Raw genomic sequence first — 23,930 nt, 5'->3', positions numbered from 1 at the left:
AACGCATGGATATCAAACGCACCGTCCTATGGGTCATCTTCTTCATGTCAGCGGTCATGCTGTACGACAACTGGCAGCGCGACCACGGACGTCAGTCGATGTTCTTCCCGAGCGCGACGCAAACGCAGCAGAACGCCGCAAGCGGCGCGACGCCCGCGAGCGCGGCTAACGCCGCCTCCGATCTGCCGGCCACGGCCGCAGGCACGGCGCCCACCGGCACGGCCCAGCCCGCCGAAGCCGCCGCGCAGCTCGTGCACTTCCGCACCGATGTCTACGACGGCGTGATCGACACGCGCGGCGGCACGCTCACGAAGCTCTCGCTCGTGAAGGAAGGCGACGGCAAGCAGCCTGACCAGTTCATCACGCTGTTCGACCACACCAACGACCACACGTACCTCGCGCGTACGGGTCTGCTGGGTGGCGACTTCCCGAATCACACCGACGTCTTCACGGTCGCCAACGGTACGGGTCCGCGCGACCTGAGCGGCGACGCCACGTCGTTCCAGATCTCGCTCGAGTCGCCCGAAAAAGGCGGCGTGAAGGTCACCAAGACCTACACGTTCACGAAGGGCAGCTATGTGATCGGCGTCGACACGAAGGTGCAGAACGTCGGCAGCACGCCGGTCTCGCCCACGCTCTACATGGAGCTCGTGCGCGACAGCCAGCCGGTCGAAACGCCGCGTTTCTCGCACACCTTCATCGGCCCGGCGGTGTACTCGAACGAGCATCACTTCCAGAAGATCACGTTCGGCGACATCGACAAGAACAAGGCGGACTACGTGAACCAGGCCGACAACGGCTGGGTCGCGATGGTGCAGCATTACTTCGCCACGGCGTGGATTCCGCAGCAGGGCGTCAAGCGTGACATCTACGTCGAGAAGTTCGACAACAACCTCTACCGCGTCGGCGTGAAGCAGCCGCTCGGCACGATCGCGCCGGGCGCGACCGACAACGTGCAGGCGCGCCTGTTCGCGGGTCCGGAAGAAGAGCGCATGCTCGAAGGCGTCGCGCCGGGTCTGGAGCTCGTGAAGGACTATGGCTGGGTGACGATCATCGCCAAGCCGCTGTTCTGGCTGCTGGAGAAGATCCACGGCTACGTGGGCAACTGGGGCTGGGCGATCGTGCTGCTCACGCTGCTGATCAAGGCCGTGTTCTTCCCGCTGTCCGCCGCGAGCTACAAGTCGATGGCGCGCATGAAGGAAATCACGCCGCGCATGCAGGCGCTGCGCGAACGCTTCAAGAGCGACCCGCAGAAGATGAACGCGGCGCTCATGGAGCTCTACAAGACCGAGAAGGTGAATCCGTTCGGCGGCTGTCTGCCGGTGGTGATCCAGATTCCGGTGTTCATCTCGCTGTACTGGGTGCTGCTGTCGTCGGTGGAAATGCGCGGCGCGCCGTGGATTCTCTGGATTCACGACCTCTCGCAGCAAGACCCGTTCTTCATCCTGCCGGTGCTGATGGCCGTCTCGATGTTCGTGCAGACCAAGCTGAACCCGACGCCGCCGGACCCCGTCCAGGCCAAGATGATGATGTTCATGCCGATCGCGTTCTCGGTCATGTTCTTCTTCTTCCCGGCGGGTCTCGTGCTGTACTACGTCGTGAACAACGTGCTGTCGATCGCGCAGCAGTACTACATCACGCGCATGATGGGCAAGGGCAAGAAGAAGGAAGCCGCGTAAGCGCGGGTTCCGGTCTCTCAGGCCATCACCAGAAAAAAAGCCGCCCGGTGCAAACCGGGCGGCTTTTTTATTGTCCGTGGCCAAGGTCGGCGCGTTCTTCGCTTGCAGCCGCAAAGCGCGCTCAGGCGATACTGGGCGCTCAGCGTTTCTCGGGGCCGCCGTAGAACTGCGTCACGAGTTCTTCCAGCAAATACCGATGATGCGGGCTCAGCGACTCGATCTTCGAAGCGAGTTCGAGCGTTTCCTCGGAAAGCGGGTAGCGCTCGTCGGGTTTGCGCGGCTTCGGCGTGGCGCCCGCCGGCGGCGTATGCGGCGAGGGTCCGTAGTGCAGCCAGTGCACATCCACGTCGAGCCAGTTGGCCAGCGTTTGCAGTTTGTCGTGCGTGGGAATGGTGCGGCCGCTCAGCCATTTGTGAGCGGTTTGCGGCGAGACCGGGTGCTCGCCGTGGTGGCGCAGGTTGAACTTGTTCGCCAGGTCGGTGCTGCCGCGCGGTTTGTCGGGCGAGCGCCGCATCGCCAGTTGCAGGCGGTCGGCGAAAGCGGCTTTTTCTTCGGGCGTTGGCATGGGCCAGATTGTGCAATCGGCTTTTGTCGAAGTTGACAACCAGTTGAGCTAGATCTAGCTCAACGAAGCTACACTTCGCCCGAATCCGCAGGTAGCGCAATAAAATGGTTGCGAATTGGGGCGCGATTCGCCGCGGCCTGTTAATGCGGCGTTTTGGCCAGGTTTTTCGGTCGCATAGTCCGAATGTCGCAACCTGGCTATCAGATCAATCTTAGCTAATTCGAGATAAATTGAGATAAGTCTCGAGAATGGGGAGGCCCGAGGCGCGTGTGCGCGTCGCGTTACAATCCACGCACTTTCTTTCCGGCGTCCGTCGCGGCGCCGGCCTGCCCGTTGCGGCTTAGTCCACGTCCCGTTATCCCGCCATGCTCGCCACCGATTCCGATCCCATCGTCGCCATTGCCACTGCGCCCGGACGCGGCGGGATCGGCGTCGTGCGGGTCTCGTTCGGGCGCGCGGGCGCACCGGCCGCCGAGGCGCTGATGCAGGCGCTCACCGGCCAGGCGCTCGCGCCGCGTCATGCGAGCTACGTGCCGTTTCTCGACGGCGCCCACACCGCGCTCGACCGCGGCATCGCCCTATATTTCCCGGCGCCGCATTCGTACACCGGCGAGCATGTGCTCGAACTGCAGGGGCACGGCGGCCCGATCGTGCTGCAACTCGTCTTGCAGCGCTGCATCGAGGCGGGGCGCGCGTTCGGCCTGCGGCTTGCCGAGCCGGGCGAATTCACGCGTCGCGCGTTCCTCAACGACAAGCTCGACCTCGCGCAGGCCGAAGCCGTCGCCGACCTGATCGAAGCCAGCACGGAGGCGGCGGTGCGTTCGGCGGGCCGCTCGCTCGACGGCGCGTTCTCGCGCGACATCCACGCGCTCGTCGACGACGTCGTCACGCTGCGCATGCTCGTGGAAGCCACGCTCGATTTCCCCGAAGAGGAAATCGATTTCCTCGAAGCCGCCGATGCGCGCGGCAAGCTCACGCACATTCGCGCCCAGCTCGACCACGTGCTGGCCGAAGCGCGTCAGGGCGCGCTGCTGCGCGAGGGTCTCGCGGTCGTGCTCGCGGGGCAGCCGAACGTCGGCAAGTCGTCGCTGCTCAATGCGCTCGCGGGCGCGGAGCTCGCGATCGTCACGCCGGTGGCGGGCACCACGCGCGACAAGATTTCGCAAACCATCCAGATCGAAGGCATTCCGCTGCATGTGATCGACACGGCGGGGCTGCGCGACACCGAGGACGAAGTCGAGAAGATCGGCATCGAGCGTACGTGGAACGAGATCGACCGCGCCGATGTGGTGCTGCATCTGCTCGACGCGCGCGTGGGCATGACGCCCGAAGACGAGATCATCGCGGCGCGCTTTCCGGCGGGCGTGCCGGTCGTGCGCGTGCTCAACAAGACGGATCTCACGGGCGTGGCGCCCGAAGTCGCCACGCGTGATGCGAACAACGGCACGCAGGTCTGCGAAGTCCGGCTCTCGGCGAAACAAAACGACGGCGTGGCGCTGCTGCGTGGCGAGTTGCTGCGTATCGCGGGCTGGCAGGCCGACGCGCAAAGCGTCTATCTCGCGCGCGAGCGTCACCTGATCGCGCTGCGTGCGGCGCGCGAGCAACTCGCGAACGCCGCGGCGCACGCCGATCAAAACGCGCAGGCGCTCGATCTGTTCGCCGAAGAATTGCGGCTCGCGCAGGAATTGCTTAATTCAATTACGGGCGAGTTCACGTCCGACGACTTGCTCGGCGTGATTTTCAGCCGGTTCTGCATCGGCAAATAAGGCGTGAAATAGCGCGCCTGCGCGCTTTCATCGCCCGACCACGATTGCGAATTCCGCATAAACGTAAGGATTCGCAACACGTCCCGCGCGCCGACGCCGCGCCGCCTGTGCGCGGTAATCCATCGTCACACATCGTTTCGTTTTCAAACGAAATGCACGCCGACAATACGTGCATCAGGAGAAAACGATGAAGACGATCAAACTCTTTTGCGCGATTGCACTGGCCGCCGGGTTGGCCAGCCTCACGGGTTGTGTCGTGGCGCCGCCGTATGCCTACGCGCCCGCACCGGCTTACGGTTACGGCTACGCGCCGGGCTATTACGCGGCGCCTACGGTCGATGTCGGCGTCGGCTTCGGCGGCTATTACGGGCGCGGCTGGCGACATTAAGCACTCCCGTAGAACCGCGTGAAAATCCCGCGAAATGCGCGTGTACGGCGTGCACGCAACACCAGGATGTCCCCCGATCCGCGCCTGTCAACCGAACGGCAGGATGGCTGAAACGCCCGCCTGACAAGGCTTCGCGTCGGGAGCGGGCACGTCCTCCCAGCGCCCTATCAGATGTGATAGCTATACACCTCTTAGTGGCGAATTACAGTGCTTACACGAGATCCAGTTAATGAGATTTCGACGATTTCCGGGGGCAGAAACGTGAAGTTCATCGATCAGGAAATTGCGCACATCATGCGCGTTATGGTGCCGTCGCTGCTGACTGAGGGCGCGATACCCATTCTCACATTCGAGTACTGGCATAAGCGCCTCTCGAATCTGCTCGATACGGCACAACTCTCCCACGCCCAGTTTCGTACGATCGACTCGCTCATGACGCAACTCGAGCGCCTGCAAGCGCACGCTGCCGCCTGAACGGTCTGGTCGTCCCGGTCGATGCCGCATTCGGACAAGCGGCACGTCCCGCCGATTTACCTCGCCATGTAACCCGAGCATGGATTAGCCCGCCTTCGCGCGGGCTTCTTTCTTTCTAAGGATTCCGCAGCATCGTGCGGACGCCGTGCGCGACGGCTTTTGAATGCACGCTTCAATTCGCGCGGACAAAAAAAGCCGCGGCAGGGGCCGCGGCGAAGAGCTTGCCACTACTGACAACACGGCGCCGAGGGGACGTCGCCGCCGAACCATTGTCACGGCTGATTCCGGCCGCTTCAATGGCCGCGAGTCCGATCTGACAATCGTTAACCATCCACGGATTCCGCGTTCCCGCCGTGCGGTATGTCCCTTTATCCAGCGCGTTCCTCGCTGACGAAACCATCTTGAAATCTCGCCGGCCTCCCTGCATGTAGGGCCCACTTTCATCGGAGAACACCGATCGTGGGAAGCCGACCTGCCTTCATCGACGATCTGGCCCGGGATCTCTCGCCCGACGGCGCTCACGTGCGCGCGCCCGGCGACGACGCGATTCTCGACGCCTATTCGCACACTGTCATCGGGGCGCTCGAACGCGTGCAGCACGCCGTCGCCCATATTGCCGTCGAGCATCGCCCGAGCGGCCAGGCTGCCGCGCGCGGCGGCACCGGCTCGGGCTTTCTGTTCACGCCCGACGGTTATCTGCTCACCAACAGCCACGTCGTGCACGGCGCGAACGCGCTGCGCGTCACGCTCGCCGACGGTTCGACGCACGACGCCGACTTGATCGGCGACGACCCGAGCACCGACCTCGCCGTGCTGCGTATCGGCGCGTCCGAGGCCTTGCCGCACGCCACGCTCGGCGAATCGGCGAAACTGCGCGTCGGACAGATCGCGATTGCCGTCGGCAGTCCGCTCGGACTCGCGCAGACGGTTACGACGGGCGTGGTGTCGGCGCTCGGACGTTCGCTGCGCTCGGCCTCCGGACGCATGATCTACGACGTCATCCAGACCGACGCGGCGCTCAATCCGGGCAACTCGGGCGGCCCGCTCGTCAATTCGGCGGGCCAGGTGATCGGCGTGAACACGGCGATCATTCCGGGCGCGCAGGCGATCTGTTTTTCGACGGCGATCGATACGGCGAAGTGGGTCATCACGCAGTTGTTCATGCACGGACGCGTGCGCCGCGCCTACGTCGGCATCGCCGGGACCAATGTGCCGATCGCGCGCAAGGTGCAGCGTTATTTCGAACTGGCGACGACGACCGGCGTGCGCGTGATGGAGAGCGCGAAGGGCAGTCCGGCGGCGCAAGGCGGTCTGCGCGCGGACGACACCATCGTGGCGATCGACGGCCTGCCCGTGGACAGCATCGACGCGCTGCAACGGCTGCTGGACGCCTCGCGTATCGATCGCGTCGTCGAATTCACGGTGATCCGTTTGACGCAGAAGTTGAATCTGCAGATCACGCCCGTGGAGCAGACGTCCTGAAAGTGGTCGCGGCGCACAAAAGCGCGCGCCCATAAGACTAACGGCCGCCTCCGGGAAACCGGAGCGCGGCCGCTTCGATCGACAGAACCGTGCTTAAACCGTGCTTACCAGCCCGGCTGCTGCTCATACGCGCCATACGGCGGCGGGGGCGGCGCCGGTTGCGGCGGGCCGCAGGGCACGTAGCGGCCCGAATACTGGTCGTAGCACCCGCCCGGCGCGGGCGCTGCGGCATAAACCGGTGCGGGCTCGGCGTACACGGGCGCGGCCACGACCGGAGCCGGCTCGGCATAAACCGGCGGCGCCTGATAGACAGCCGGACCGCTGACAGCCGCACCCACCACGGCGCCGATCAGCGCGCCGCCCACGAGCGCGCCTACCACGTCGCCACCTCGATCATGGGCGCTGGCCGGACCTGCCGCCACCACGCAACCCGCCAGCACCAATACAGCAGCAATCTTACGCATGTCGTTCTCCTCGAGAACTGTATGAAAACATGCAAGCGATTGTGGCCCTGATACGCGGATACAGGTGCAGCAAAGGGTAACGACTAATTACGCGGATGATGAATTAACGCGATCAGTGACCGCGCTCACCGGGAGACTGCGCAAGAGCCCGCGCAAGAGACGGCGCGCCCGCCAGCAGACGGATGCGTTCCGCCCGGACCCTTGGCCCGGGCGGAACGGCAGCGTGCTTCGTCAATGATGAAGAATGCTGCGTAACGGATGACGCCAGTCGATGTGATGATCCCCGGCGAGGACTCGCTGCCGGTGCTCCTCGAGAATCTCGTCCGAGAAGAGGAAAACGACAATGACGAGGGGGATGACCAGAAACGCGCCCAGTATTACGTGCTCGATCACGATTACCTCCTGGCTGTCAAGCGGTAGCAATTGCATTGTAGCTGGAACGCTACAGTTTGCACGCCGGACGACTACTTATTCAGAAACAAACGTGATCCGCCGTACGCAAGCGCTTGAGCAGCGCGCGTGCCCGCCCTCGCAAGCCGGGAAAACACCGAGCAAATCGACCGCGCGCACGCCGATTCCGCTGCCGAATCCGCCACTAATCAAGCCGCCGACCTCTTCCAGACGGCGGCGAACAGACCCGCGCCGATCAATAGCGACCCACCCGTGCGATTGACCGCCCGCTGCACGCGCGGGCTGCGCACGGCCTTGCGCGCCGCGGCGGCCAGCAGCGCGTAACCGAAGGCATTGAGCGTGGCGAGCACGAGGAACGTCGCCTCGAAAACGACGATCTGCGGCAGCGCGCGCATATGCGGATCGATGAACTGCGGCACGAACGCGACGAAGAAAATGATGCTCTTGGGGTTCAGCGCGGTGACGGCAAACGCGTGCGCGAAGATGCGCCCGGTGCGGGTTTCGCTGGTGTCGGGCGCTTCGGGGTTCGCGATGGGCGCGCGCCAGAGCTTGATGCCCAGATAGATCAGGTACGCGGCGCCGACCCACTTGAGCGCCGAAAACAGCGTGGCGGAAGCCGCCAGAATCACGCCGAGGCCGAGCATGGACGCCGTCATCGCCGTGAAGTCGCCGAGCGCGACGCCCGCGGTGGTGGCCAGCGCATAGCGGCGGCCGTGACCGAGCGCGTAGGAAACGACGAGCAGCACGGTCGGCCCGGGAATGGCGACGAGGATGGCCGAGGCGATCGCGAACGGCAGCCAGTGAGCGAGAGTCATGGAATTTCTCCAAAAGGGATGCCCGATTTATCCACGAAGACGGCGTGCGCGCAAGTCGGTTTGATGCGGTCTGGAAAAGGGCGGCGACGGCATGCCTGGCATCGTTTTTATTCTGCGGCCTGCGAATTGTCGGGCGCGCGATGAAGGCGGCGCGACGCTTCCTTATGTGCGGCGCGGCATCATGCTCGCACGCCGCATCGGCGCTTGCGCAAGCATCGTGCGACCAGGCCGGTGACAACGCCTGTTGCGCCCGCACACAAGTTGTTCTTGCACTCTATTCGCGCTCTTCTACATTGAAAAATGCGGGTCGATCGTGGCCGTTAAATACATAGCTAACCGAAGACAACCCACCCGCCGAGGAGGCAGAACCATGCGAAGGCTATCCGCAACCGCCGTGGCCGTTCTTGCCGTCTGCTCGGCGAGTCTCGTTGGCGTGGCATCGGCGCAAGAGGCACAAGAGGCGCAAGAGGCGCAAGCGGTCTCGGTCAAGCCGCAACAGACCGTGCAGCTCAAACCCGGCTCCTACGGCTGCCTCTCCAGGGACAAGCTCGACGCCGTCTCCCAGCACGAGCAGGCGGGCGAGCATCAGCAGATGCAGGAATATTTCGCCGATTTCCGCTGCCTCTCGACGCCCGAGAACCAGTCGTATCGCGTGGTGCGCGTGGTGGGCCACGACGTCGAGTTCGTGAACGCCGCGAACGCCGACGACCAGGGCCTCTGGACCAGCGACCGCTCCATCAAGCAATAAGCCCAGCCGCAAGACGCGCGCTCACCGCCGGCGCGCGGTGTGTGCGTACGCTTGCGCGTCACGATTGTCGGCTTGAGCTTCCTGTTTTGCCCCCTTCATCGCCGCGTCATTTTCGCTTCCGATCATCGACATGACCGGCGCTCGACTTGCGTCGCCGTCTGATGAAACCGGCACAGCCCGTGCTGGAAACTCGCTATCATGTGCGGCTTTTACGCCGCGACGCAGCACGTTGCACGACTGACAGCACAACTGACAGCGGCGGGTATCGAGGGGCGGAAATCGGCATGGCACTTAAATCGACCATCTTCAAGGCAGAGCTTCAGATCGCGGACATGGACCGGCACTACTATGCCGACCATGCGCTGACGATCGCCTGCCATCCGTCGGAAACCAATGAGCGGATGATGGTGCGCATCACCGCCTTCGCGTTGTTCGCGGGCGAGCGTCTCGAATTCTGCAAGGGCCTGTCGGACACCGACGAGCCCGATCTGTGGAGCAAGGACTACACGGGCGCAATCCAGACGTGGATCGAAGTCGGCCAGCCCGACGAGCGCCGCATCGCCAAGGCGGCGGGGCGCGCGGACGAGGTAATCGTGATCGCCTACGGCGGCCGCACCTCGGATATCTGGTGGCAAGGCGTGCGCGGCAAGGTCGAACGGCTGCGCAACGTCACTGTCTGGTCGCTCGGCGAAGACGTGGCTGCGGCGCTCGGCAAGCTGGCCGAACGGACGATGCGCCTGCAATGCACGGTGCAGGACGGCGCGGCGTGGATCGGCAGCACGACGAGCGAGCCGGTCGCGGTCGAATGGACCGTGCTCAAGGCGCCCGAGAACGTCTGAGCGCCGGTTCTACTTTTTCTGAACGCGCCCAGGGCTAGCCGTTCGGCGGCCCTTTCAGTTCCACCATGTTCCCCTCGGGATCGAACAGATACAGCGACGGCCCGAAGCCTTCCGCGCCGTAGCGCTCGACCACGTCGCCGGGACGCGCGCCCAGCGCGGCGAGATGCGCCTTGAGCGCCGCGCCGTCGAACGGCTCCACGCGCAGACACAGATGATCCATGTTGCGGCCCGCGCCCGTCGGCGTCGCGCCGCCGTTGCCCGGTTTCTCGCGATCGAGCGGACCGCCCATCGACACCAGATCGATCAGCGAACGGCCCGCGCGCAGTTGCACGAGTCCGAGCTGCGTTTCCTCGCGTTCGACGCGGCAGCCGAGCACGTCGCAGTAAAAGCGCGTCATCGCGGCCGGATGGGCGGCGCGAATGACGACATGATCGATTTCGCGAATCTGGATCTGCATGACGGTCCCCGCCGATTGGCGTGTGCGAACAAAGTCATTGCAGTGTAGGAGGGAAGTTGGGCGGAGAATGACGTCTTGTCATCTCGCGAGGCGTGCGGCCGGGCCGCAGAAGATGCGCCCCCAAAACGCTGGACGAAAAAAAGCCCGCTGCTGTGAGCGGGCTTAATCCATATCAGGAGGAGACATGGAGGAGACAGGAACCACTATACACAGCGGTCTGACGCGACGCAACAAGTTTTTAAGGGAAAACCCGCAATGGTGCCATTTTGTCGCAGTCGCACATTGACAGGGCATCGGCGCGCATGAATGGTGCTCGCAACAGGCTCGCGTGGCCGTCGTTCCGGGCGATTCCACGGGCCCGAACGACAGCGCAAGATCCGGCACGCCGTACCGCGGCGCGGCCTTTACAGTGAGGCCATCGAGTCAAGCACGCGCACCCTGCGGGAGTCCTCATATGAACGCCATTCCGAACGCCGACCGCCAAGCCTCGTCGGATCCTGTCGACACGAACGCCGACGCCGGACGCTGGGCCGCCGTCGCAGCACGCGACGCGAGCGCCGACGGCCAGTTCTTCTACGCCGTGCGCACGACCGGCGTGTTCTGCCGTCCGTCCTGCGCGTCGCGGCTGCCGCGCCGCGAGAACGTCGAATTTTTCGCCAATGCGGACGCCGCGCGCGCCGCCGGCTACCGCGAATGCAAGCGTTGCCGTCCCGGCGGCCTGCCGCGCGAGCTGGACATCGTGCGCCGCGCCTGCGACGCGCTCGACGCCGATCCGCAATCGCGCCTCACGCTCGCCCAGCTCGGCGAGGCCGTGCATCTGAGCCCGTTCCACCTGCAGCGCCTGTTCAAGCGCGTGCTCGGCGTGTCGCCGCGCCAGTATCAGGCCGCGCGCCGCGGCGCCGTGCTGCGCGACGCGCTGGCTCAGGGCGCCGACGTCACGCGCGCCAGCGCCGATGCGGGCTTCAACTCGTCGTCGCGGCTGTACGAGAGCGTGGCGGGCGAGCTGGGCATGAAGCCGTCGGCGTTCCGGCGCAAGGGCGCGGGCCTGACGATCCGCTTCGCGAACGCGGCCACGCCGCTCGGCCGCGTGCTGATCGCGGCCACCGAAAAAGGCATCTGCCGCATCGCATTCGGCGACGACGGCGACGCGCTCACGGCCAGCCTGCGCGCCGACTTCGAAAACGCACGCTGCGTGGAAGACGTCGCCGCGCTCGCGCCCTTCGTCGCGCAGATCGACGCCTATTTGCACGGCCGACGCGAGCGCTTCGAGCTGCCGCTCGACGTCGCGCCGACGGCGTTCCAGCAGCGCGTCTGGGATGCGCTCCAGCACATTCCCTACGGCGAAACGCGCAGCTACACGCAGATCGCCGAAGCGCTGGGCGCGCCGCGCGCGGTGCGTGCCGTGGCGAGCGCCTGCGCGTCGAACCCGGTGGCGCTGGCGATTCCGTGTCATCGCGTCGTGCAGAAGGGCGGCTCGCTCGCGGGTTATCGCTGGGGGATCACGCGCAAGGCCGCGCTGCTCGATGCGGAAGCGCGCGCGGGCGAAGTGCGCGCCGATCCGGCACAATCGAGCGCGAAATCGCCCGAAAAGGCCGATCGAAAGCCCCGCGCGAAACGCGCCCCCGCCACGCCGGAGACCGCTGCTTGAGCGCCGTCCAGTCGACCTCGAAAAAAGCCCCGCCGACGCCGCCCAAAACGGCGGCCGGCATCGAATCCGCCACGCAAACCGCCACGCTCGAACTGCCGTTTCGCGCGCCCTACGACTGGCCGCGCGTGCTGCGCTTTTTCGGCGGCCGCGCGACGCCGGGCGTCGAAGCCGTCGAGGACGGCGCGTGGCTGCGCGCCATCGACTTCCAGGGCGCGAGCGGCACGCTCGCCGTGCGCCGTCACGCGCGCAAGCGCTGCCTCGTCGTGCAGATCGACGGGCCGGTGAGCGCGCACGCGCAGGCGCTCGCCGCGCCGCTCTCGCGCATGTTCGATCTTCAGGCCGATACGGCGGCGATCGGCGCGCATCTCGCGCAAGATCCCTGGCTCGCGCCGCTGGTCGAAGCCGTGCCGGGTCTGCGCGTGCCCGGCGCGTGGTCGGGATTCGAACTCGTGGTGCGCGCGATCGTCGGGCAACAGGTGAGCGTGAAGGCGGCGACGACCATCATCGGGCGACTGGTGCAACGCGTGGGCGAGCGTATCGATGGGCATCCGCACGCCCACACCGCGTGGCGTTTTCCGACGCCCGCCGCACTCGGCGCCGCCGATCTCGCCGGAATCGGCATGCCGGGCAAGCGCGTCGCGGCGCTGCAAGGCTTCGCGCGCGCGGTGGCGAGCGGCGAAGTCGCGATCGAACGCAGCGATCTGCCGGGCGCGGCCCAGGCGGGCGACGTCGCCGAACTCGACGCCATGCGCGCCGCGCTGCTCGCACTGCCCGGCATCGGCCCGTGGACGGTCGAATACGTGGCGATGCGCGCATGGCGCGATCCGAACGCCTGGCCCGCGACCGATCTCGTGCTGATGCAGGCGATCGCCGCACGCGATCCGTCGCTCGAGCGTGCGACGCAACAGCGCGCGCGCACCGACACCTGGCGCCCGTGGCGCGCGTATGCGGCGATGCATCTGTGGAACGAAATCGCCGATCGGGCGGGTGGGGCGCGCGGTGGTTGAAGCGTCGTTCAACGCCTGATCGAACGCGCGGCGAAACGCCTCGCAAACGCATCTCTGCAACCGCATAAAAACCGCCGCGATTACGGCAATTCGACGTCGATACACCATCGAAACCGCGCTACGTCAGTACCGAAGCGCACACTGCGGCGCAGCCGCCGAAACCGCCTCACAGGCCGCAAAACCCCGCCCGAGGCGGCCTCAAGCAGGTCTTCCGGCGAGATGTTAAAGTGCCCGCTACCGAAAATATCCCTGTCGGCGGCGCGCGCAGCACCGTCTCGCCGGCCAGAGCCCGACCTGCCTTCAATGCCAGACACGACCTCCACACGCACGAACGACGTTCTCGCGCAGCGCCTTTCCGTGCTGAGCGCCGGACCGCAACGCGACGCGCTCACGCGCGGTCTGCGCGGCATCGAGAAGGAAAGCCTGCGGGTGACGCGCGACGGCCATCTGGCCACGACGCCGCATGCCGCGGCGCTCGGTGCTGCGCTCACGCATCCGTCGCTCACGACCGATTATTCGGAAGCGTTGATCGAGATCATCACGCCCGCCGAGCACGACGCCTCCATCACGCTCGACAAGCTCGACGAACTGCATCGCTTCGTCTACGCCGTGCTCGCGCGCGACGGCGAAATGCTGTGGAACGAATCGATGCCGGGCCTGCTGCCCGCAAGCGACGAAGGCATTCCCATCGCGCGTTACGGCAACTCGAACATCGGCCGTCTGAAATATGTCTACCGGATGGGTCTCGCGCTGCGTTACGGGCGCACGATGCAGTGCATCGCGGGGATCCACTACAACTATTCGCTGAACGAAGACGTGTGGCGCGCGCTGCACGCGCACGATCAGTCCACGGCCTCGCAGACCGACTATCAGTCGGAGCGTTATCTCGCGCTGATCCGCAACTTCCGCCGCACGAGCTGGCTGCTGATGTATCTGTTCGGCGCGTCGCCCGCGCTCGACGCGCGCTTCCTGCGCGGCCGCGCGCACACGCTCGACAGCTTCGACGCTGACACGCTCTATCTGCCGTACGCGACCAGCCTGCGCATGAGCGATCTCGGCTATTCGAACACCACGGGTCAATCCGCGCTGCACGCCGATTACGACACGCTGCCCGGTTATCTCGAAGCGCTCGCGCAGGCGGTGAGCCAGCCGTATCCGCCCTACGAGGCGATCGGCACGCATCGCGATGGCGAGTGGGTGCAGATCAACACCAACGTGCTGCAGATCGAAAACGAGTTCTACTCGACGATCCGCCCGAAGCGCGTGACGTATCCGGGCGAGCGCCCGCTGCATGCGCTTGCCGCGCGCGGCGTGCAGTACGTCGAGGTGCGCTGCATGGACATCGATCCGTTCGAGCCGACCGGCATCTCGCTCGAAGCGGCGCGTTTTCTCGACGCCTATCTGCTCGCATGCGCGCTCGACGAAAGCGCACAACTGCCGGAAGCCGATTACGCGGAAGCGAACGAGAACTTCGGCATCGTCACGAAGGAAGGGCGCAAGCCCGGGCTCGAACTCACGCGTGACGGCCAGCGCGTCGCGATGCAAGACTGGGCCGCCGAACTGTTCGCGAAGATCGAGCAGGCGGCCGCGCTGCTCGACGCGGCGAAGGGTGGCGACGAACATGCGCGCTCGCTCGCCGCACAGCGCGCGAAGCTTGCCGATGCGTCGCTCACGCCGTCCGCGCGCGTGTTGCAGACGATGCGCGAGCAGCAGCAATCCTTCCTGCAATTTGCGCTTGCGCAGAGCGAGCGCCACGCGGCGCACTTCCTCTCGCGTCCGCTCGACGCGCAAGTCACGGCGCAGTTCGAAGCGCTCGCGCGCGAGTCGCTCGACCAGCAGGCGAAGCTCGAACGCGAGGAAATCGGCTCGTTCGACGCCTTCGTCGCCGCTTATCGCGCCTACACGCTCAATCGCTACAGCGTTTGATCGCCCCGATGACGGCTGCGGCCGGTACGCGGACGCTCCGCCGTCCGCGTACCCGCGCCCGAGACGCCGGGTATTGCATTTGCTCGAAACACTGGCGCGCACACGCAGTCCAATGTCATATTGGCGCCGCGCGCGTCTCGTCTCGTCTCGCATCGAAGCGCGCCGCCCTGCCACACGAACCTGACACCAACGACAACGACCGGAGCGCGCACGGCGCGCGCCCATTCTGCGAGGAACCCACGCGATGAAACGAATCCTGCCGATCCTGCTCTGCGTGACGGCGGCGGCCTGCGCGCCGCGCGGTCAGGTCAATCCCGACGTGATGCAGATCGCCACCGCGCCGCTCACCTGCGGCGACCAGAACGAGTGCGACGCATGGTGGCAACGCGCCCAGGACTGGGTGCGCGGCCATTCGAAGTATGAAGTGCAGACGGCGACCGACACGCTGATCCAGACCGCCGGTCCCGGCGGCGGCAAGCGCGCGCTCGCCTACGAGATCACGAAGACGAAGAACGCCGACGGCACGGCCACGATCGGTTTCGCGGCACACTGCGACAGTTCGATCGGCTGCAAGCCCGATCCGTGGGCCGCGGGCGCGGCCTTCAAGCAGTACGTGCGCACCGGCGTCGAGCAGCCGGTCCGCGATCAGGCCGACGACTCGGCCGGCACGGACGACTCCGGCAAGACCACCGCGACCTCGCCAGCTTCTGCGCCCGCAGCAGCGGCGCAATAAGGCCGCCGCCGACATTTCACGCCCCCACGTTCGATCGACCCGCCGTCAGGCCGCGAGATCGAACGCAGTCCGAATCGATTGTCGCGATTCTCGTCATTCCGAGTACGCATTTCAGCACTTTCTGATGGAGCAGCAGCGCCAAGGACTCGTATCTTGGCGCTGCTTCGGCACGCGCCGGGCAGTTCACTCCTCTTCCATCACTCGAATCGACAATGAAAATGCGACTTCTGCCTGCTAGTGCGCTGGCCGTCCCGCTGGCCGCTCTCTTCGTCGCGGCCGCCGGCTGCACCACGGCATCGGGGCCCCTGCACAATCTCGACATCGTCACGCTCGCCAACGGCACGCAAGCCTATCGCGTCCAATGTCTGGGCCTGCTCGAAAGCTCGAAGGTCTGTATGAAGAAGGTCAACGAGATCTGCGGCGACAAGCAGCCGCTGCGCGTCTCGTCGGTGGACCGTGCAGCCTCGGGTTTCCTGCCCGAAAACGACCCGCGCGAAATCCTGTTCATCTGCCAGACGCCGCAACCGGCCGCGCAGCCCGCTCCGCCGCCGCCTCCGCCGCCCCCGGTCGTCAACACGCAGCCGCAAACCATCACGCTGAACGCCGACGCCAACTTCGCGTTCGACAAGTCCGACCTGCTGCCCGCCGGCAAGCAGGCGCTCGACCAGTTCATCCAGCAGAGCGACGGCGTGAACATCGGCACCATCGTGATCAGCGGCCATACCGACTCGAAGGGCTCGAAAACCTACAACGACCGCCTCTCGATGCGCCGCGCGCAAGCGGTGCGCAACTATCTGCAGTCGCACGGCCTGCACGCCGGCCAGTACGACGTGAAGGGCTATGGCTTCTCGAAGCCGGTCGCGTCGAACGCCACGGCAGAAGGCCGCGCGAAGAACCGCCGCGTCGAAATCGAAACGAGCGGCATCACGGCGCGCTGACCGTTCATCACGCGCGAGGCGCGGGGCCGGACCTCAATGGCCCATCGACGCGCCCGCGCCTTTTCTCGGCTTCGTCGCCCACACCAGCAGCGCCAGCACCACGAACACCGCGCACGAAATGCGGAAGAAGTCGTTGGTCGCCATCATGTAGCCCTGCGACGTCACCACGTCGTTCAATTTCGCGGTCACGCTCTGGCCCGCGTAGCCCAGCGACTTCAGTGCGTCCTGGTACGCAATCGTGTTCGCCGCATACGGATTCACCGACTCCGACAGCACCGCGTGGTGATAGATCGCGTCGTCCTCCCAGAATGTCGTGCTCACCGCCGTGCCGATCGCGCCCGAGAGCGTGCGCAGGAAGTTCGAGAGACCGGACGCGCTCGCGAGCCGCTCGTCGGAAACACTCGATAGCGTGATCGTCGTCATCGGCACGAAGAAACAGGCCACGCCGATCCCCTGCACGAGGCGCGGCAGGATCACGTGATTGAAGGGCACGTCGAGCGTGAAAGTCGAATTCCAGATCGACACCAGCGCGAACACGACGAACGCAAAACTCGCGACCATACGCAAATCGAGCTTGTGCATATTGCGGCCGATCAGCGGCGACAACACGAGCGCGAGCAGCCCGACGGGCGCCGTCGCCAGCCCGGCAATGCCGGCCGTGTAGCCCATCACCGTCTGCAGCCAGAGCGGGAAGATCACGACCGAGCCGAAAAACGCCATGAAGCCGAACGAGATGATGGTCGCGCCGAGTGCGAAGTTGCGGTCGCGGAACAGCGAGAGATCGACCACCGGGTCTTTTTCCGTCGCCTCCCACACGAGCATGAACGCGATCGACACCACCGCAATGATCGCGAGCGCGACGATGAACTTCGAGCTGAACCAGTCGCGGTCCTTGCCGAGGTCCAGCATCATCTGCAGGCACGACACGCCGATCACCAGCAGCGCGAGACCCACGGCGTCGATGCGCTGTTTCGTGGTCTTCGTTTCGCGGCCGCGCAGCAGCAGGAACGCGCACACGCCGGAAAATATCCCGATCGGCACGTTGATGTAGAAGATCCACGGCCACGTGTAGTTGTCGGTGATATAGCCGCCCATCACGGGGCCGAAGATCGGCGCGACGATCACCGTCATCGCCCAGAGACCGAGCGCGAGCCCACGTTTCTCGGGCGGATAGGAGCGCATGAGAATAGTCTGCGAGAGCGGCACCATCGGGCCGGAGACGAGCCCCTGCACGAGCCGGAAGGCGATCAGCGTCTCGAAGTTCGAAGCGAAGCCGCAGGCCGCCGACGCGATCGTGAACAGCAGCACCGAGAGCGTGAAGAGGCGCACTTCGCCCACGCGGCGCGCGAGCCAGCCCGTGAGCGGCACGGCGATGGCAGACGCCACCGAGTACGAGGAAATGACCCACGTACCCTCGCTGTTGGCCACACCGAGGTTGCCCGAGATCGTCGGCACGGCGACGTTGGCGATCGAGGTGTCCAGCACCTCCATGAAGGTGCCGAGGGCGAGGCCCACGGTGAGCAATGCGAGCGTGCCGCCCGAGAGCGGTTTGGGCGGCGCGTCGGCGGGTGCTGCGGGCGCTGCGGTGGAGGCGTCCATCTTCAGTGTCCTTGCGGTGCTTTCGGTGCTTCTGTGCTTTCGGTTAGGCAGACCGTTGCCGCGTGCAAGCAGCCTGGCGGAGCGTGCGGCTGGGGATTTCGTGTCGCGGCATTCTCTGCCCAGACAGGTATTTGGTTGTAGTGCGGGCTTGAGTTCGCGCGGTCGGCCTGCCCGAAAGGCAGCCGCCGGGTCGATTCGCCCTTAGTCGTTGCCAGTGTTGCTGTCGTTACTGTCCTTGCCCGACGAGCCGTCCGCCGCGCCGCCCGGGCATTCGCCGCCGGTGCAAACCGCCCCGGTTTCGGCATCGTTGGCGATAAAGCGCTGCAGCAGATGCACGAGCGTCGTCACTTCCTCGGCGCTGAAGCCGCGCAACTGGTCGTCCATCACCGCGGCAATCGCAGCGGGCAATTGCTGCGCTGCGTCGCGCCCCAGCGGCGTGAGCACCAGTTCGACGACGCGGCGATCCGCCTGACTGCGCTGGCGCAACAGGAAACCCTTGCGCTCGAGGCGGTCGAGCATACGCGTCATGGAGCCGGTGTCGTACGAGAGCACGCGCGACATTTCGTTGGGCGTGCGCGCGCGTTCGTACCAGAGCAGCAGAATCACGCCGATCTGCGACGAGGTCAGCCCGAGCGGCGCGACGGCGCGGTCCATGCGCGCGGCCAGCACGTTACGGGCGGTCGACAGAAAGTAGCCGAGACTCGGCACGACGCCGACCTTGCTGGACACGTTGGAGCCGTCGTTCATGGGAAAAGCACTCTCATCGCTGGCAAATCGAAACACGGGCAAAACAGGGCGAATTCTAGCCTGAGAATTTTCTGCCTGGGCAGGAAATTCGGTCAGTGCGTCGCAGCATTCGTCATCGATTCGTCGCTATCGCGGCGTAAAAACAACAACGGGATTGATGCGCCGCAAAGTATGTTGTGATTTGATTGCATAGTCAATATTATTACAGGCAACCACTTACACTCCACGCACTTCACTTTTTTCGACGTAGGTCGCGCCATGCTGTACCTCAAACACGCGCTCGGCGGCATCGGCCGCTCGGTGAGCAGCACTGCCCGGATTGCCTTTGCGCAGGCCGGCGGCGCGTTGGCGCAAGGCGGCGCTCTACGCAGGCATGTTCCTGCTGCCCGGCGGCTCGGTCGCGGTCGTGCTGATGCTGTGGGCCGACCGTCGTCGCGCACGCAGCGGCGCTGCTTCAAAGCCTGCTTCAAAGGCCGCCGCAGCCAGCGCGAAAAGCGAGGCCGCACCGGCTTCGGCGACCGGCCGTCTGCTCTGCGCGGCAGGCTGCCGTAACGACGCGTAATCTGCACCTCACACGCCGTAACACATCCGTCCCTGTTCCCGGCTTAACCTTACAGATTGCGCGCGACGCGCGGCCTGTGCGCTACCATGGCCGCACCGCTCGAACGTCGCGCGCGCCGTGTGCCTGCGCCCGTTCCGCCTGATCCACCGCGCTGCGGCCACGTCGCCATAACGATTACACCGTTCATCGCCGCGCGCGCCTGCACGCCAGCCGCATCGACAGGAATTTCTTGCATGTCCCGCCGTATCGATCGTCACGCCTCTCATGCCGCCCGCGACGCCACGTTCGCGGCTCATCTGCACAGTGCGCGCCGCACGCCGAAGCTCGCGCTGCTGGGCGCGGCGGCGGCGCTCGCGTTTGCCCTGAGCGGCTGCGCGGTCGGGCCTGACTATCACCGGCCGGACAGCGCCGTGCCCGCGGCCTACAAGGAAGCGCCGGAGGGCTGGAAGGTCGCGCAACCTGCCGACGCCGCCGATCGCGGCCCGTGGTGGCTGATCTACGATGACGCGCAGCTCAACGGCCTGATGGATCAGCTCAACGCGAACAACCAGACCGTCGCGCAGTACGCCGCCGCATATCGCCAGGCGCAGGCGCTGGTCGGCGAGGCGCGCGCCGCATACTTTCCAGTCGTGAGCGCCTCGTTCGCGGGCACGCGTTCGCGCACGCCCACGCGCGTCTCGAACGCGAGCGGCAGCTTCCCGAGCGGCACCATCACGAACAACGTCAATCTGGGCCTCGACGCCACCTGGGAACCCGACCTCTGGGGCAAGGTGAGCCGCACGGTCAGCTCGGAAGAGGCGAGCCAACAGGGCGCGGCCGCCGACCTCGCGAACGCACGCCTGTCCGCGCAGGCCACGCTCGCGCAGACGTACTTCACGCTGCGCGCGCTCGACGCGCAGCAAAAGCTGCTCGACGACACCGTCGCGGCGTACGAGAAGTCGCTGAAGCTCACGCAGAACCAGTACGCGCAGGGCGTAGCGGGGCGCGCCGACGTGATCCAGGCGCAGACGCAGCTGCAATCCGCGCAGGCGTCGGCCATCGACAACGGCGTGGCGCGCGCGCAGGACGAGCACGCGATCGCCGTGCTGGTCGGCCAGCCGGCCTCGTCGTTCTCGATTCCGGTATCGCCGCTCACGGCCACGCCGCCGGTCGTGCCGGTCACCATGCCGTCGGCGCTGCTGGAGCGGCGTCCCGACATCGCCTCGGCCGAGCGCAAGGCGGCCTCGGCCAACGAGCAGATCGGCGTGGCGATCGCGGCGTTTTTCCCGACGCTCACGCTTTCGGCGAGCGGCGGCTTCGAAAGCTCGGTGTTCTCGCAACTGCTGCAAATGCCGTCGCGCTTCTGGACGCTCGGACCGTCGCTCGCGGCCACGGTGTTCGACGCGGGCCTGCGCCGCGCGCAGACCGAAGCGGCGCGCGCCGCCTACGACCAGCAGGTGGCCACCTACCGGCAAACTGTGCTGGCCGCGTTCCAGGACGTCGAGGACAACCTCGCTTCGCAGCGCATCCTCGCGCAGGAAATCGTCGTGCAGCAGCAGGCGGTGGATTCGGCGGTGCATGCGCAGGCCATCGTCACGAACGAGTACAAGGCGGGCACGGTCGATTACGTCAACGTGCTGACCGCGCAGACCACGGCGTTCACCGCGCAGCAGAAGCTCGCGAGCCTCGCGGGGCAGCGCATGGTGTCGTCGGTGGGACTCGTGAAGGCGCTCGGCGGCGGCTGGGACGCCACGCAGATGGATCGCGAGACCGGCAGCGTCAGCGCGCCCGCAGCGGTGCCGGCGTCGGGCGCGGCGGCGGCGGCTTCTGCCTCCGCTTCCGCCTCACCGCAGCAAACCGCCACCGAAGCGGCCACGCAGGGCGCCGCGAGCACGCGGGCGCAGTAACGTCATCAAGCGCGCTACAACGAGAAACGGCGGCCTGAGCCGCCGTTTTTTCTTGTGCGCGAGGTTTAGCGCATGAAGTTCAGCGCCACCGTGCCGGGCCCGACCGGCCGTCCCAGCAGATTCAGCAGACCGGCGAGATTCTCGCGCTGATCGGGCGTCGCGCTCGCGGTGCCGTTGAACATCGACGCGTTGCGCGAGAAGGTGCCGTGGCCGTCGAGCAGCAGCGGCCCTTTCTGCGTCTTCAGATCGAGCGTCGACGACGCGCCCTGCGCCTGCAACACCGCCTCATACGACCCCAGCGGCTTGACCAGCGAGACGCGCGAACTCATGTCGCCGAGCGTGACCGTGAGCCGCCCGAAGGCGTCGGTGCCGAACACGCGCCACGGCGTCCAGGCGAGCCGCACGTTGCCGTCGAGATCGAGCGTGTTGAACGGCGCGCCGAGACCGGCGAGCAGCGACGCCGGCACCGCGATCGCGCCCGCGGTGATGTTCGCGCCGCGCAGCGTCGCTTCCACGTCGACGGGGTCGGGCATCGCCTCCGTCTGACGCATCTGCAGACGCACGCGGCCCGTGAGCAGCGCCCAGAACGAGGCGCGCCATTCGATCCGGCCGGGCAGCAGCGTCGCGCCCTGCACGTCGTGGCCGGCCGCGAGCATCAGCGTGGCGGAACCGTGCCACAGCGAACCTTGCGGATCGACGAGATTGACATGGCCCTGAGTCGCGCGCGCGAACTGCGGCGCGATCCACGCCGCGGGCAGGCGCACGAGCAGCACGACGGCCACCGAAACGAGGGCGACGAACAGCCAGGGCAGCGCGGCGCGCGCGCGTCGCATCCAGTAAGACATGAAGCGGTTCTCCCGGCCGTGCTCAGTGTGCATTCGCGCTTTGCAGCGACGCGGTCAGATCGACCTGGCCGTCGGTCTTGAGCGCCGTGATGTGCGCCTCGACCACCTGCACCTTGAACTGTTTGCGCACGTCGTCGAGCCAGGCCGACCACGCGGGAAACGACGCGTTCTTCAACTGCACCTGCACCGACGAACCGATGATCTGCACCTGCGCGCCCGGCATGCCGTGATCGGACAGCGACGCGGTCAGCGCGTCCTTGAGCGCCTGTCCGCCCGGCGCGACGCTCGCCGCCGCGCCCGCGAGCGAGCGCGCTTCGTCAGCCTGCGCGGTCATCAGCGCAAGCTGACGCTGCATCGCGGGCAGGTTGGCGCGCAGCCTCGCGCGGCCGTCGGCGGCCGGCGCCCACAGCACCGAATAGCCGATCGCCACGGCCAGCAGTGCGCCGCCCCATGTGAGCATGGTCTTCTCGCGCACCGTGCGCGCGTCCCAGAAATTGCTCCACTGCTCCTGCAGCATGTCGGCCCAAGCGCCGCCCACAGCCGATGTCTTCACGATGCGCTCCTGATGGTCCACTTGCCGCTGCTGCTGTCCTGCGTGCCCGAGAGACCGTTGCGCGCGAGGCGTTTGTTCAGATCGGCGTCGATGTTCACGCCGGGTTTGAAGGTCACGTCGAGACGCCGGTCGTGATAGTCGAGCGCCGCGATGCCGTTGACCGGCACGGGGCCGAGCGAACGCGCGAGGCCGTCGGCGAGCGCGAGGAAATCGTCGGGCGACGGCTCGCCCGCCGCCACGCGCAGTTGCGAGAGCTGACGCGCCATCTGGCCCGCCGGGTCCAGCACCACGGTCGTCTTGGGAAACGCGTTGAGCAGCAGCTCGGTCATCTGCGCGTTCATGGCGTCCTGCTGGCGCGAGAGCATCAGCCACTGCACATTCGCACCGACGATCGCCACCACCAGCGCCGCCGCCACCAGCGCGATCGGCACGCGCAGACGGCGCAGCGTCGCGCGGTCGAGACGCCACGGCTGCGCGGCGAACTCGAACTGGCACAGATCGAACTTGCAGGCGAGCGCGCGCTTGGCGAGCGTCTCGAAGGCGAGCGGCTGCGCGCCGGGGAAAACAGCCAGCGCCGCGGCCTTGCTGGCCGCGCTCGCGGGCTCGCCGGGCAAACCGGTCAGCACATAGCGCGTCACGGGCGCGTCGCCGGCCAGCGCCGAAACGGTGGCCGCGAGGCTCCCCGCCGGCACCGCGAAGCCCTCGGCCGCCGCGCCGCGCACGATCGCGAGTTCGAGCAGGCCGCTCGCGCCCATGGCCGCGGACACCGGCAGCGCCGCATCGGGCAGCAGCGTGGGCGCGGTGGACATCACCGGGCCGAATACGCAGGCCGTCACCGGGACGATCTCGGGCGCGGCAGCGGCAGTGGCAGCGGGAGCGGCTGAAGCGGGTGCTTCCTTGACGCTTTCAGCAGTCTCAGCCGCCTCGGCCGTCGCGACTTCCGCCACGACGCTCTGCGCCACGGGCAGGCAGCGCGCCACCGGCACCGCACGCACGTTGCGATGGCCCGCGCCCGTGAAGCCTTCGACGAGGAAGCGGAACCAGCCGCGATCGATCGCGGCCACGGTCTGCCGGCCGTCGGGCTGACGCGCGGGATCGAGCGCCAGATGGCAGGTCTGCGCGTCCTGGATCAGATGATCCTCGACGACGTTCGGCAACGCCTGGCGCAGCCGCGGCCCCTTCAGCGGCGGCACGGTGGCGGAGACGGTCAGCAGGTCGCGCGCGGCGATCAGCAGCACGGTGGCCGTCGCTTTCGGCAACAGGCCGAGCGCCGAGCGGCCCGCGCGCTGCGTGTTGCCCGCCTTGTCGAGCAGCAGGAACGGCAGTTCCGGCAACTGCCATTCCTGCGAGTGAACCGCCGGATCGCGCGGCGGCATCAGGACGATCAGCGTGCTCAAA

At 66.4% G+C, this 23,930-nt stretch carries 24 protein-coding genes; 14 read left to right on the top strand and 10 right to left on the bottom strand.

Annotated elements, in window-relative coordinates; all coding sequences use genetic code 11:
• Window positions 1-5 precede the first annotated feature (5 nt).
• Window positions 6-1,679, top strand: coding sequence for a membrane protein insertase YidC (gene yidC / locus BMY06_RS10015; protein ID WP_065061809.1), 1,674 nt, complete (start codon window positions 6-8; stop codon window positions 1,677-1,679).
• 139 nt (window positions 1,680-1,818) lie between these two features.
• On the opposite strand, the gene BMY06_RS10010 is transcribed toward yidC, so the two are convergent.
• Window positions 1,819-2,244, bottom strand: coding sequence for a transcriptional regulator (locus BMY06_RS10010; protein WP_065061808.1), 426 nt, complete (start codon window positions 2,242-2,244; stop codon window positions 1,819-1,821).
• A 365-nt stretch (window positions 2,245-2,609) separates the two neighbouring features.
• On the opposite strand from BMY06_RS10010, the gene mnmE reads away from it, so the two are divergent.
• From mnmE to BMY06_RS09990, 4 genes are all read left to right on the top strand, one after another.
• On the top strand, window positions 2,610-4,010 hold the full coding sequence (gene mnmE, locus BMY06_RS10005) for a tRNA uridine-5-carboxymethylaminomethyl(34) synthesis GTPase MnmE (protein WP_074982898.1): 1,401 nt from the start codon (window positions 2,610-2,612) through the stop codon (window positions 4,008-4,010).
• 187 nt (window positions 4,011-4,197) lie between these two features.
• Window positions 4,198-4,398: a hypothetical protein gene (locus BMY06_RS10000; protein ID WP_065062270.1), complete on the top strand. Its 201-nt coding sequence runs from the start codon at window positions 4,198-4,200 to the stop codon at window positions 4,396-4,398.
• Between the two features lie 261 nt (window positions 4,399-4,659).
• Window positions 4,660-4,872: a hypothetical protein gene (locus BMY06_RS09995; RefSeq protein ID WP_231957654.1), complete on the top strand. Its 213-nt coding sequence runs from the start codon at window positions 4,660-4,662 to the stop codon at window positions 4,870-4,872.
• A 459-nt stretch (window positions 4,873-5,331) separates the two neighbouring features.
• Window positions 5,332-6,354, top strand: a complete 1,023-nt coding sequence (locus BMY06_RS09990) for a S1C family serine protease (RefSeq protein WP_065061806.1) — start codon at window positions 5,332-5,334, stop codon at window positions 6,352-6,354.
• A gap of 104 nt (window positions 6,355-6,458) precedes the next feature.
• Here BMY06_RS09990 and BMY06_RS09985 read toward each other — a convergent pair whose 3' ends face one another.
• The 3 genes from BMY06_RS09985 to BMY06_RS09975 form a co-directional block, all read right to left on the bottom strand.
• Window positions 6,459-6,818: a hypothetical protein gene (locus tag BMY06_RS09985; protein ID WP_074982896.1), complete on the bottom strand. Its 360-nt coding sequence runs from the start codon at window positions 6,816-6,818 to the stop codon at window positions 6,459-6,461.
• Window positions 6,819-7,049: 231 nt separating this feature from the next.
• A complete protein-coding gene (locus BMY06_RS39560; protein ID WP_167371405.1) occupies window positions 7,050-7,211 on the bottom strand; it encodes a hypothetical protein in 162 nt (53 codons plus the stop codon).
• 206 nt (window positions 7,212-7,417) lie between these two features.
• Window positions 7,418-8,044, bottom strand: a complete 627-nt coding sequence (locus BMY06_RS09975; protein ID WP_065061804.1) for a LysE family translocator — start codon at window positions 8,042-8,044, stop codon at window positions 7,418-7,420.
• A gap of 370 nt (window positions 8,045-8,414) precedes the next feature.
• Between BMY06_RS09975 and sap1 the strand changes: the two genes are divergently transcribed.
• Entirely contained in the window at window positions 8,415-8,792 is a 378-nt protein-coding gene (gene sap1, locus BMY06_RS09970) for a surface attachment protein Sap1 (RefSeq protein WP_244144293.1), read from the top strand.
• A gap of 284 nt (window positions 8,793-9,076) precedes the next feature.
• Window positions 9,077-9,631, top strand: coding sequence for a YaeQ family protein (locus BMY06_RS09965; protein ID WP_074982891.1), 555 nt, complete (start codon window positions 9,077-9,079; stop codon window positions 9,629-9,631).
• A gap of 34 nt (window positions 9,632-9,665) precedes the next feature.
• Here the strand turns inward: BMY06_RS09965 and BMY06_RS09960 are convergent, their stop codons facing one another.
• Window positions 9,666-10,088 (bottom strand): VOC family protein, encoded by a 423-nt coding sequence (locus BMY06_RS09960; RefSeq protein ID WP_074982889.1) that lies wholly within the window; start codon window positions 10,086-10,088, stop codon window positions 9,666-9,668.
• A gap of 454 nt (window positions 10,089-10,542) precedes the next feature.
• Between BMY06_RS09960 and ada the strand changes: the two genes are divergently transcribed.
• From ada to BMY06_RS09935, 5 genes are all read left to right on the top strand, one after another.
• Window positions 10,543-11,736, top strand: coding sequence for a bifunctional DNA-binding transcriptional regulator/O6-methylguanine-DNA methyltransferase Ada (ada, locus tag BMY06_RS09955; RefSeq protein WP_074982887.1), 1,194 nt, complete (start codon window positions 10,543-10,545; stop codon window positions 11,734-11,736).
• 59 nt (window positions 11,737-11,795) lie between these two features.
• A complete protein-coding gene (locus BMY06_RS09950) occupies window positions 11,796-12,743 on the top strand; it encodes a DNA-3-methyladenine glycosylase family protein (protein ID WP_065062266.1) in 948 nt (315 codons plus the stop codon).
• Between the two features lie 303 nt (window positions 12,744-13,046).
• Window positions 13,047-14,669 (top strand): glutamate--cysteine ligase, encoded by a 1,623-nt coding sequence (gshA, locus tag BMY06_RS09945; RefSeq protein WP_074982885.1) that lies wholly within the window; start codon window positions 13,047-13,049, stop codon window positions 14,667-14,669.
• Window positions 14,670-14,913: 244 nt separating this feature from the next.
• On the top strand, window positions 14,914-15,402 hold the full coding sequence (locus BMY06_RS09940; protein ID WP_074982884.1) for a hypothetical protein: 489 nt from the start codon (window positions 14,914-14,916) through the stop codon (window positions 15,400-15,402).
• A gap of 212 nt (window positions 15,403-15,614) precedes the next feature.
• Window positions 15,615-16,340: an OmpA family protein gene (locus tag BMY06_RS09935; RefSeq protein ID WP_080180602.1), complete on the top strand. Its 726-nt coding sequence runs from the start codon at window positions 15,615-15,617 to the stop codon at window positions 16,338-16,340.
• 33 nt (window positions 16,341-16,373) lie between these two features.
• Here BMY06_RS09935 and BMY06_RS09930 read toward each other — a convergent pair whose 3' ends face one another.
• Together BMY06_RS09930 and BMY06_RS09925 are read right to left on the bottom strand one after the other, a co-directional pair.
• Complete coding sequence (locus BMY06_RS09930; protein ID WP_074982881.1) at window positions 16,374-17,939, bottom strand: DHA2 family efflux MFS transporter permease subunit; 1,566 nt, start codon at window positions 17,937-17,939, stop codon at window positions 16,374-16,376.
• 201 nt (window positions 17,940-18,140) lie between these two features.
• Entirely contained in the window at window positions 18,141-18,686 is a 546-nt protein-coding gene (locus BMY06_RS09925) for a MarR family winged helix-turn-helix transcriptional regulator (protein ID WP_074982879.1), read from the bottom strand.
• A 258-nt stretch (window positions 18,687-18,944) separates the two neighbouring features.
• On the opposite strand from BMY06_RS09925, the gene BMY06_RS09920 reads away from it, so the two are divergent.
• Both BMY06_RS09920 and BMY06_RS09915 read left to right on the top strand, forming a co-directional pair.
• Window positions 18,945-19,238, top strand: a complete 294-nt coding sequence (locus BMY06_RS09920) for a hypothetical protein (protein WP_143064413.1) — start codon at window positions 18,945-18,947, stop codon at window positions 19,236-19,238.
• A gap of 243 nt (window positions 19,239-19,481) precedes the next feature.
• The gene (locus BMY06_RS09915) at window positions 19,482-21,134 is read left to right on the top strand and encodes an efflux transporter outer membrane subunit (RefSeq protein ID WP_080180603.1); all 1,653 of its coding nucleotides are present in this window, start codon (window positions 19,482-19,484) and stop codon (window positions 21,132-21,134) included.
• Window positions 21,135-21,199: 65 nt separating this feature from the next.
• Here BMY06_RS09915 and BMY06_RS09910 read toward each other — a convergent pair whose 3' ends face one another.
• Genes BMY06_RS09910 through gspL form a run of 3 tightly spaced genes read right to left on the bottom strand, consistent with a single transcriptional unit; the run spans window position 21,200 to window position 23,929 of the window.
• A complete protein-coding gene (locus tag BMY06_RS09910; protein WP_065061794.1) occupies window positions 21,200-21,979 on the bottom strand; it encodes a type II secretion system protein N in 780 nt (259 codons plus the stop codon).
• Between the two features lie 22 nt (window positions 21,980-22,001).
• Complete coding sequence (locus BMY06_RS09905; protein WP_065061793.1) at window positions 22,002-22,496, bottom strand: type II secretion system protein M; 495 nt, start codon at window positions 22,494-22,496, stop codon at window positions 22,002-22,004.
• Between the two features lie 32 nt (window positions 22,497-22,528).
• Window positions 22,529-23,929 carry a type II secretion system protein GspL gene (gspL, locus tag BMY06_RS09900; protein ID WP_074983009.1) on the bottom strand — a complete coding sequence of 467 codons (1,401 nt, stop codon included), beginning with the start codon at window positions 23,927-23,929 and terminating at the stop codon, window positions 22,529-22,531.
• Window position 23,930 lies beyond the last annotated feature (1 nt).

It is taken from the genome of Paraburkholderia tropica, assembly GCF_900109265.1.
GTDB classification, from domain to species: Bacteria; Pseudomonadota; Gammaproteobacteria; order Burkholderiales; family Burkholderiaceae; genus Paraburkholderia; species Paraburkholderia tropica.
Note: the sequence above shows the minus strand (reverse complement) of the source record. Positions and strands in the feature narration are given on the sequence as shown.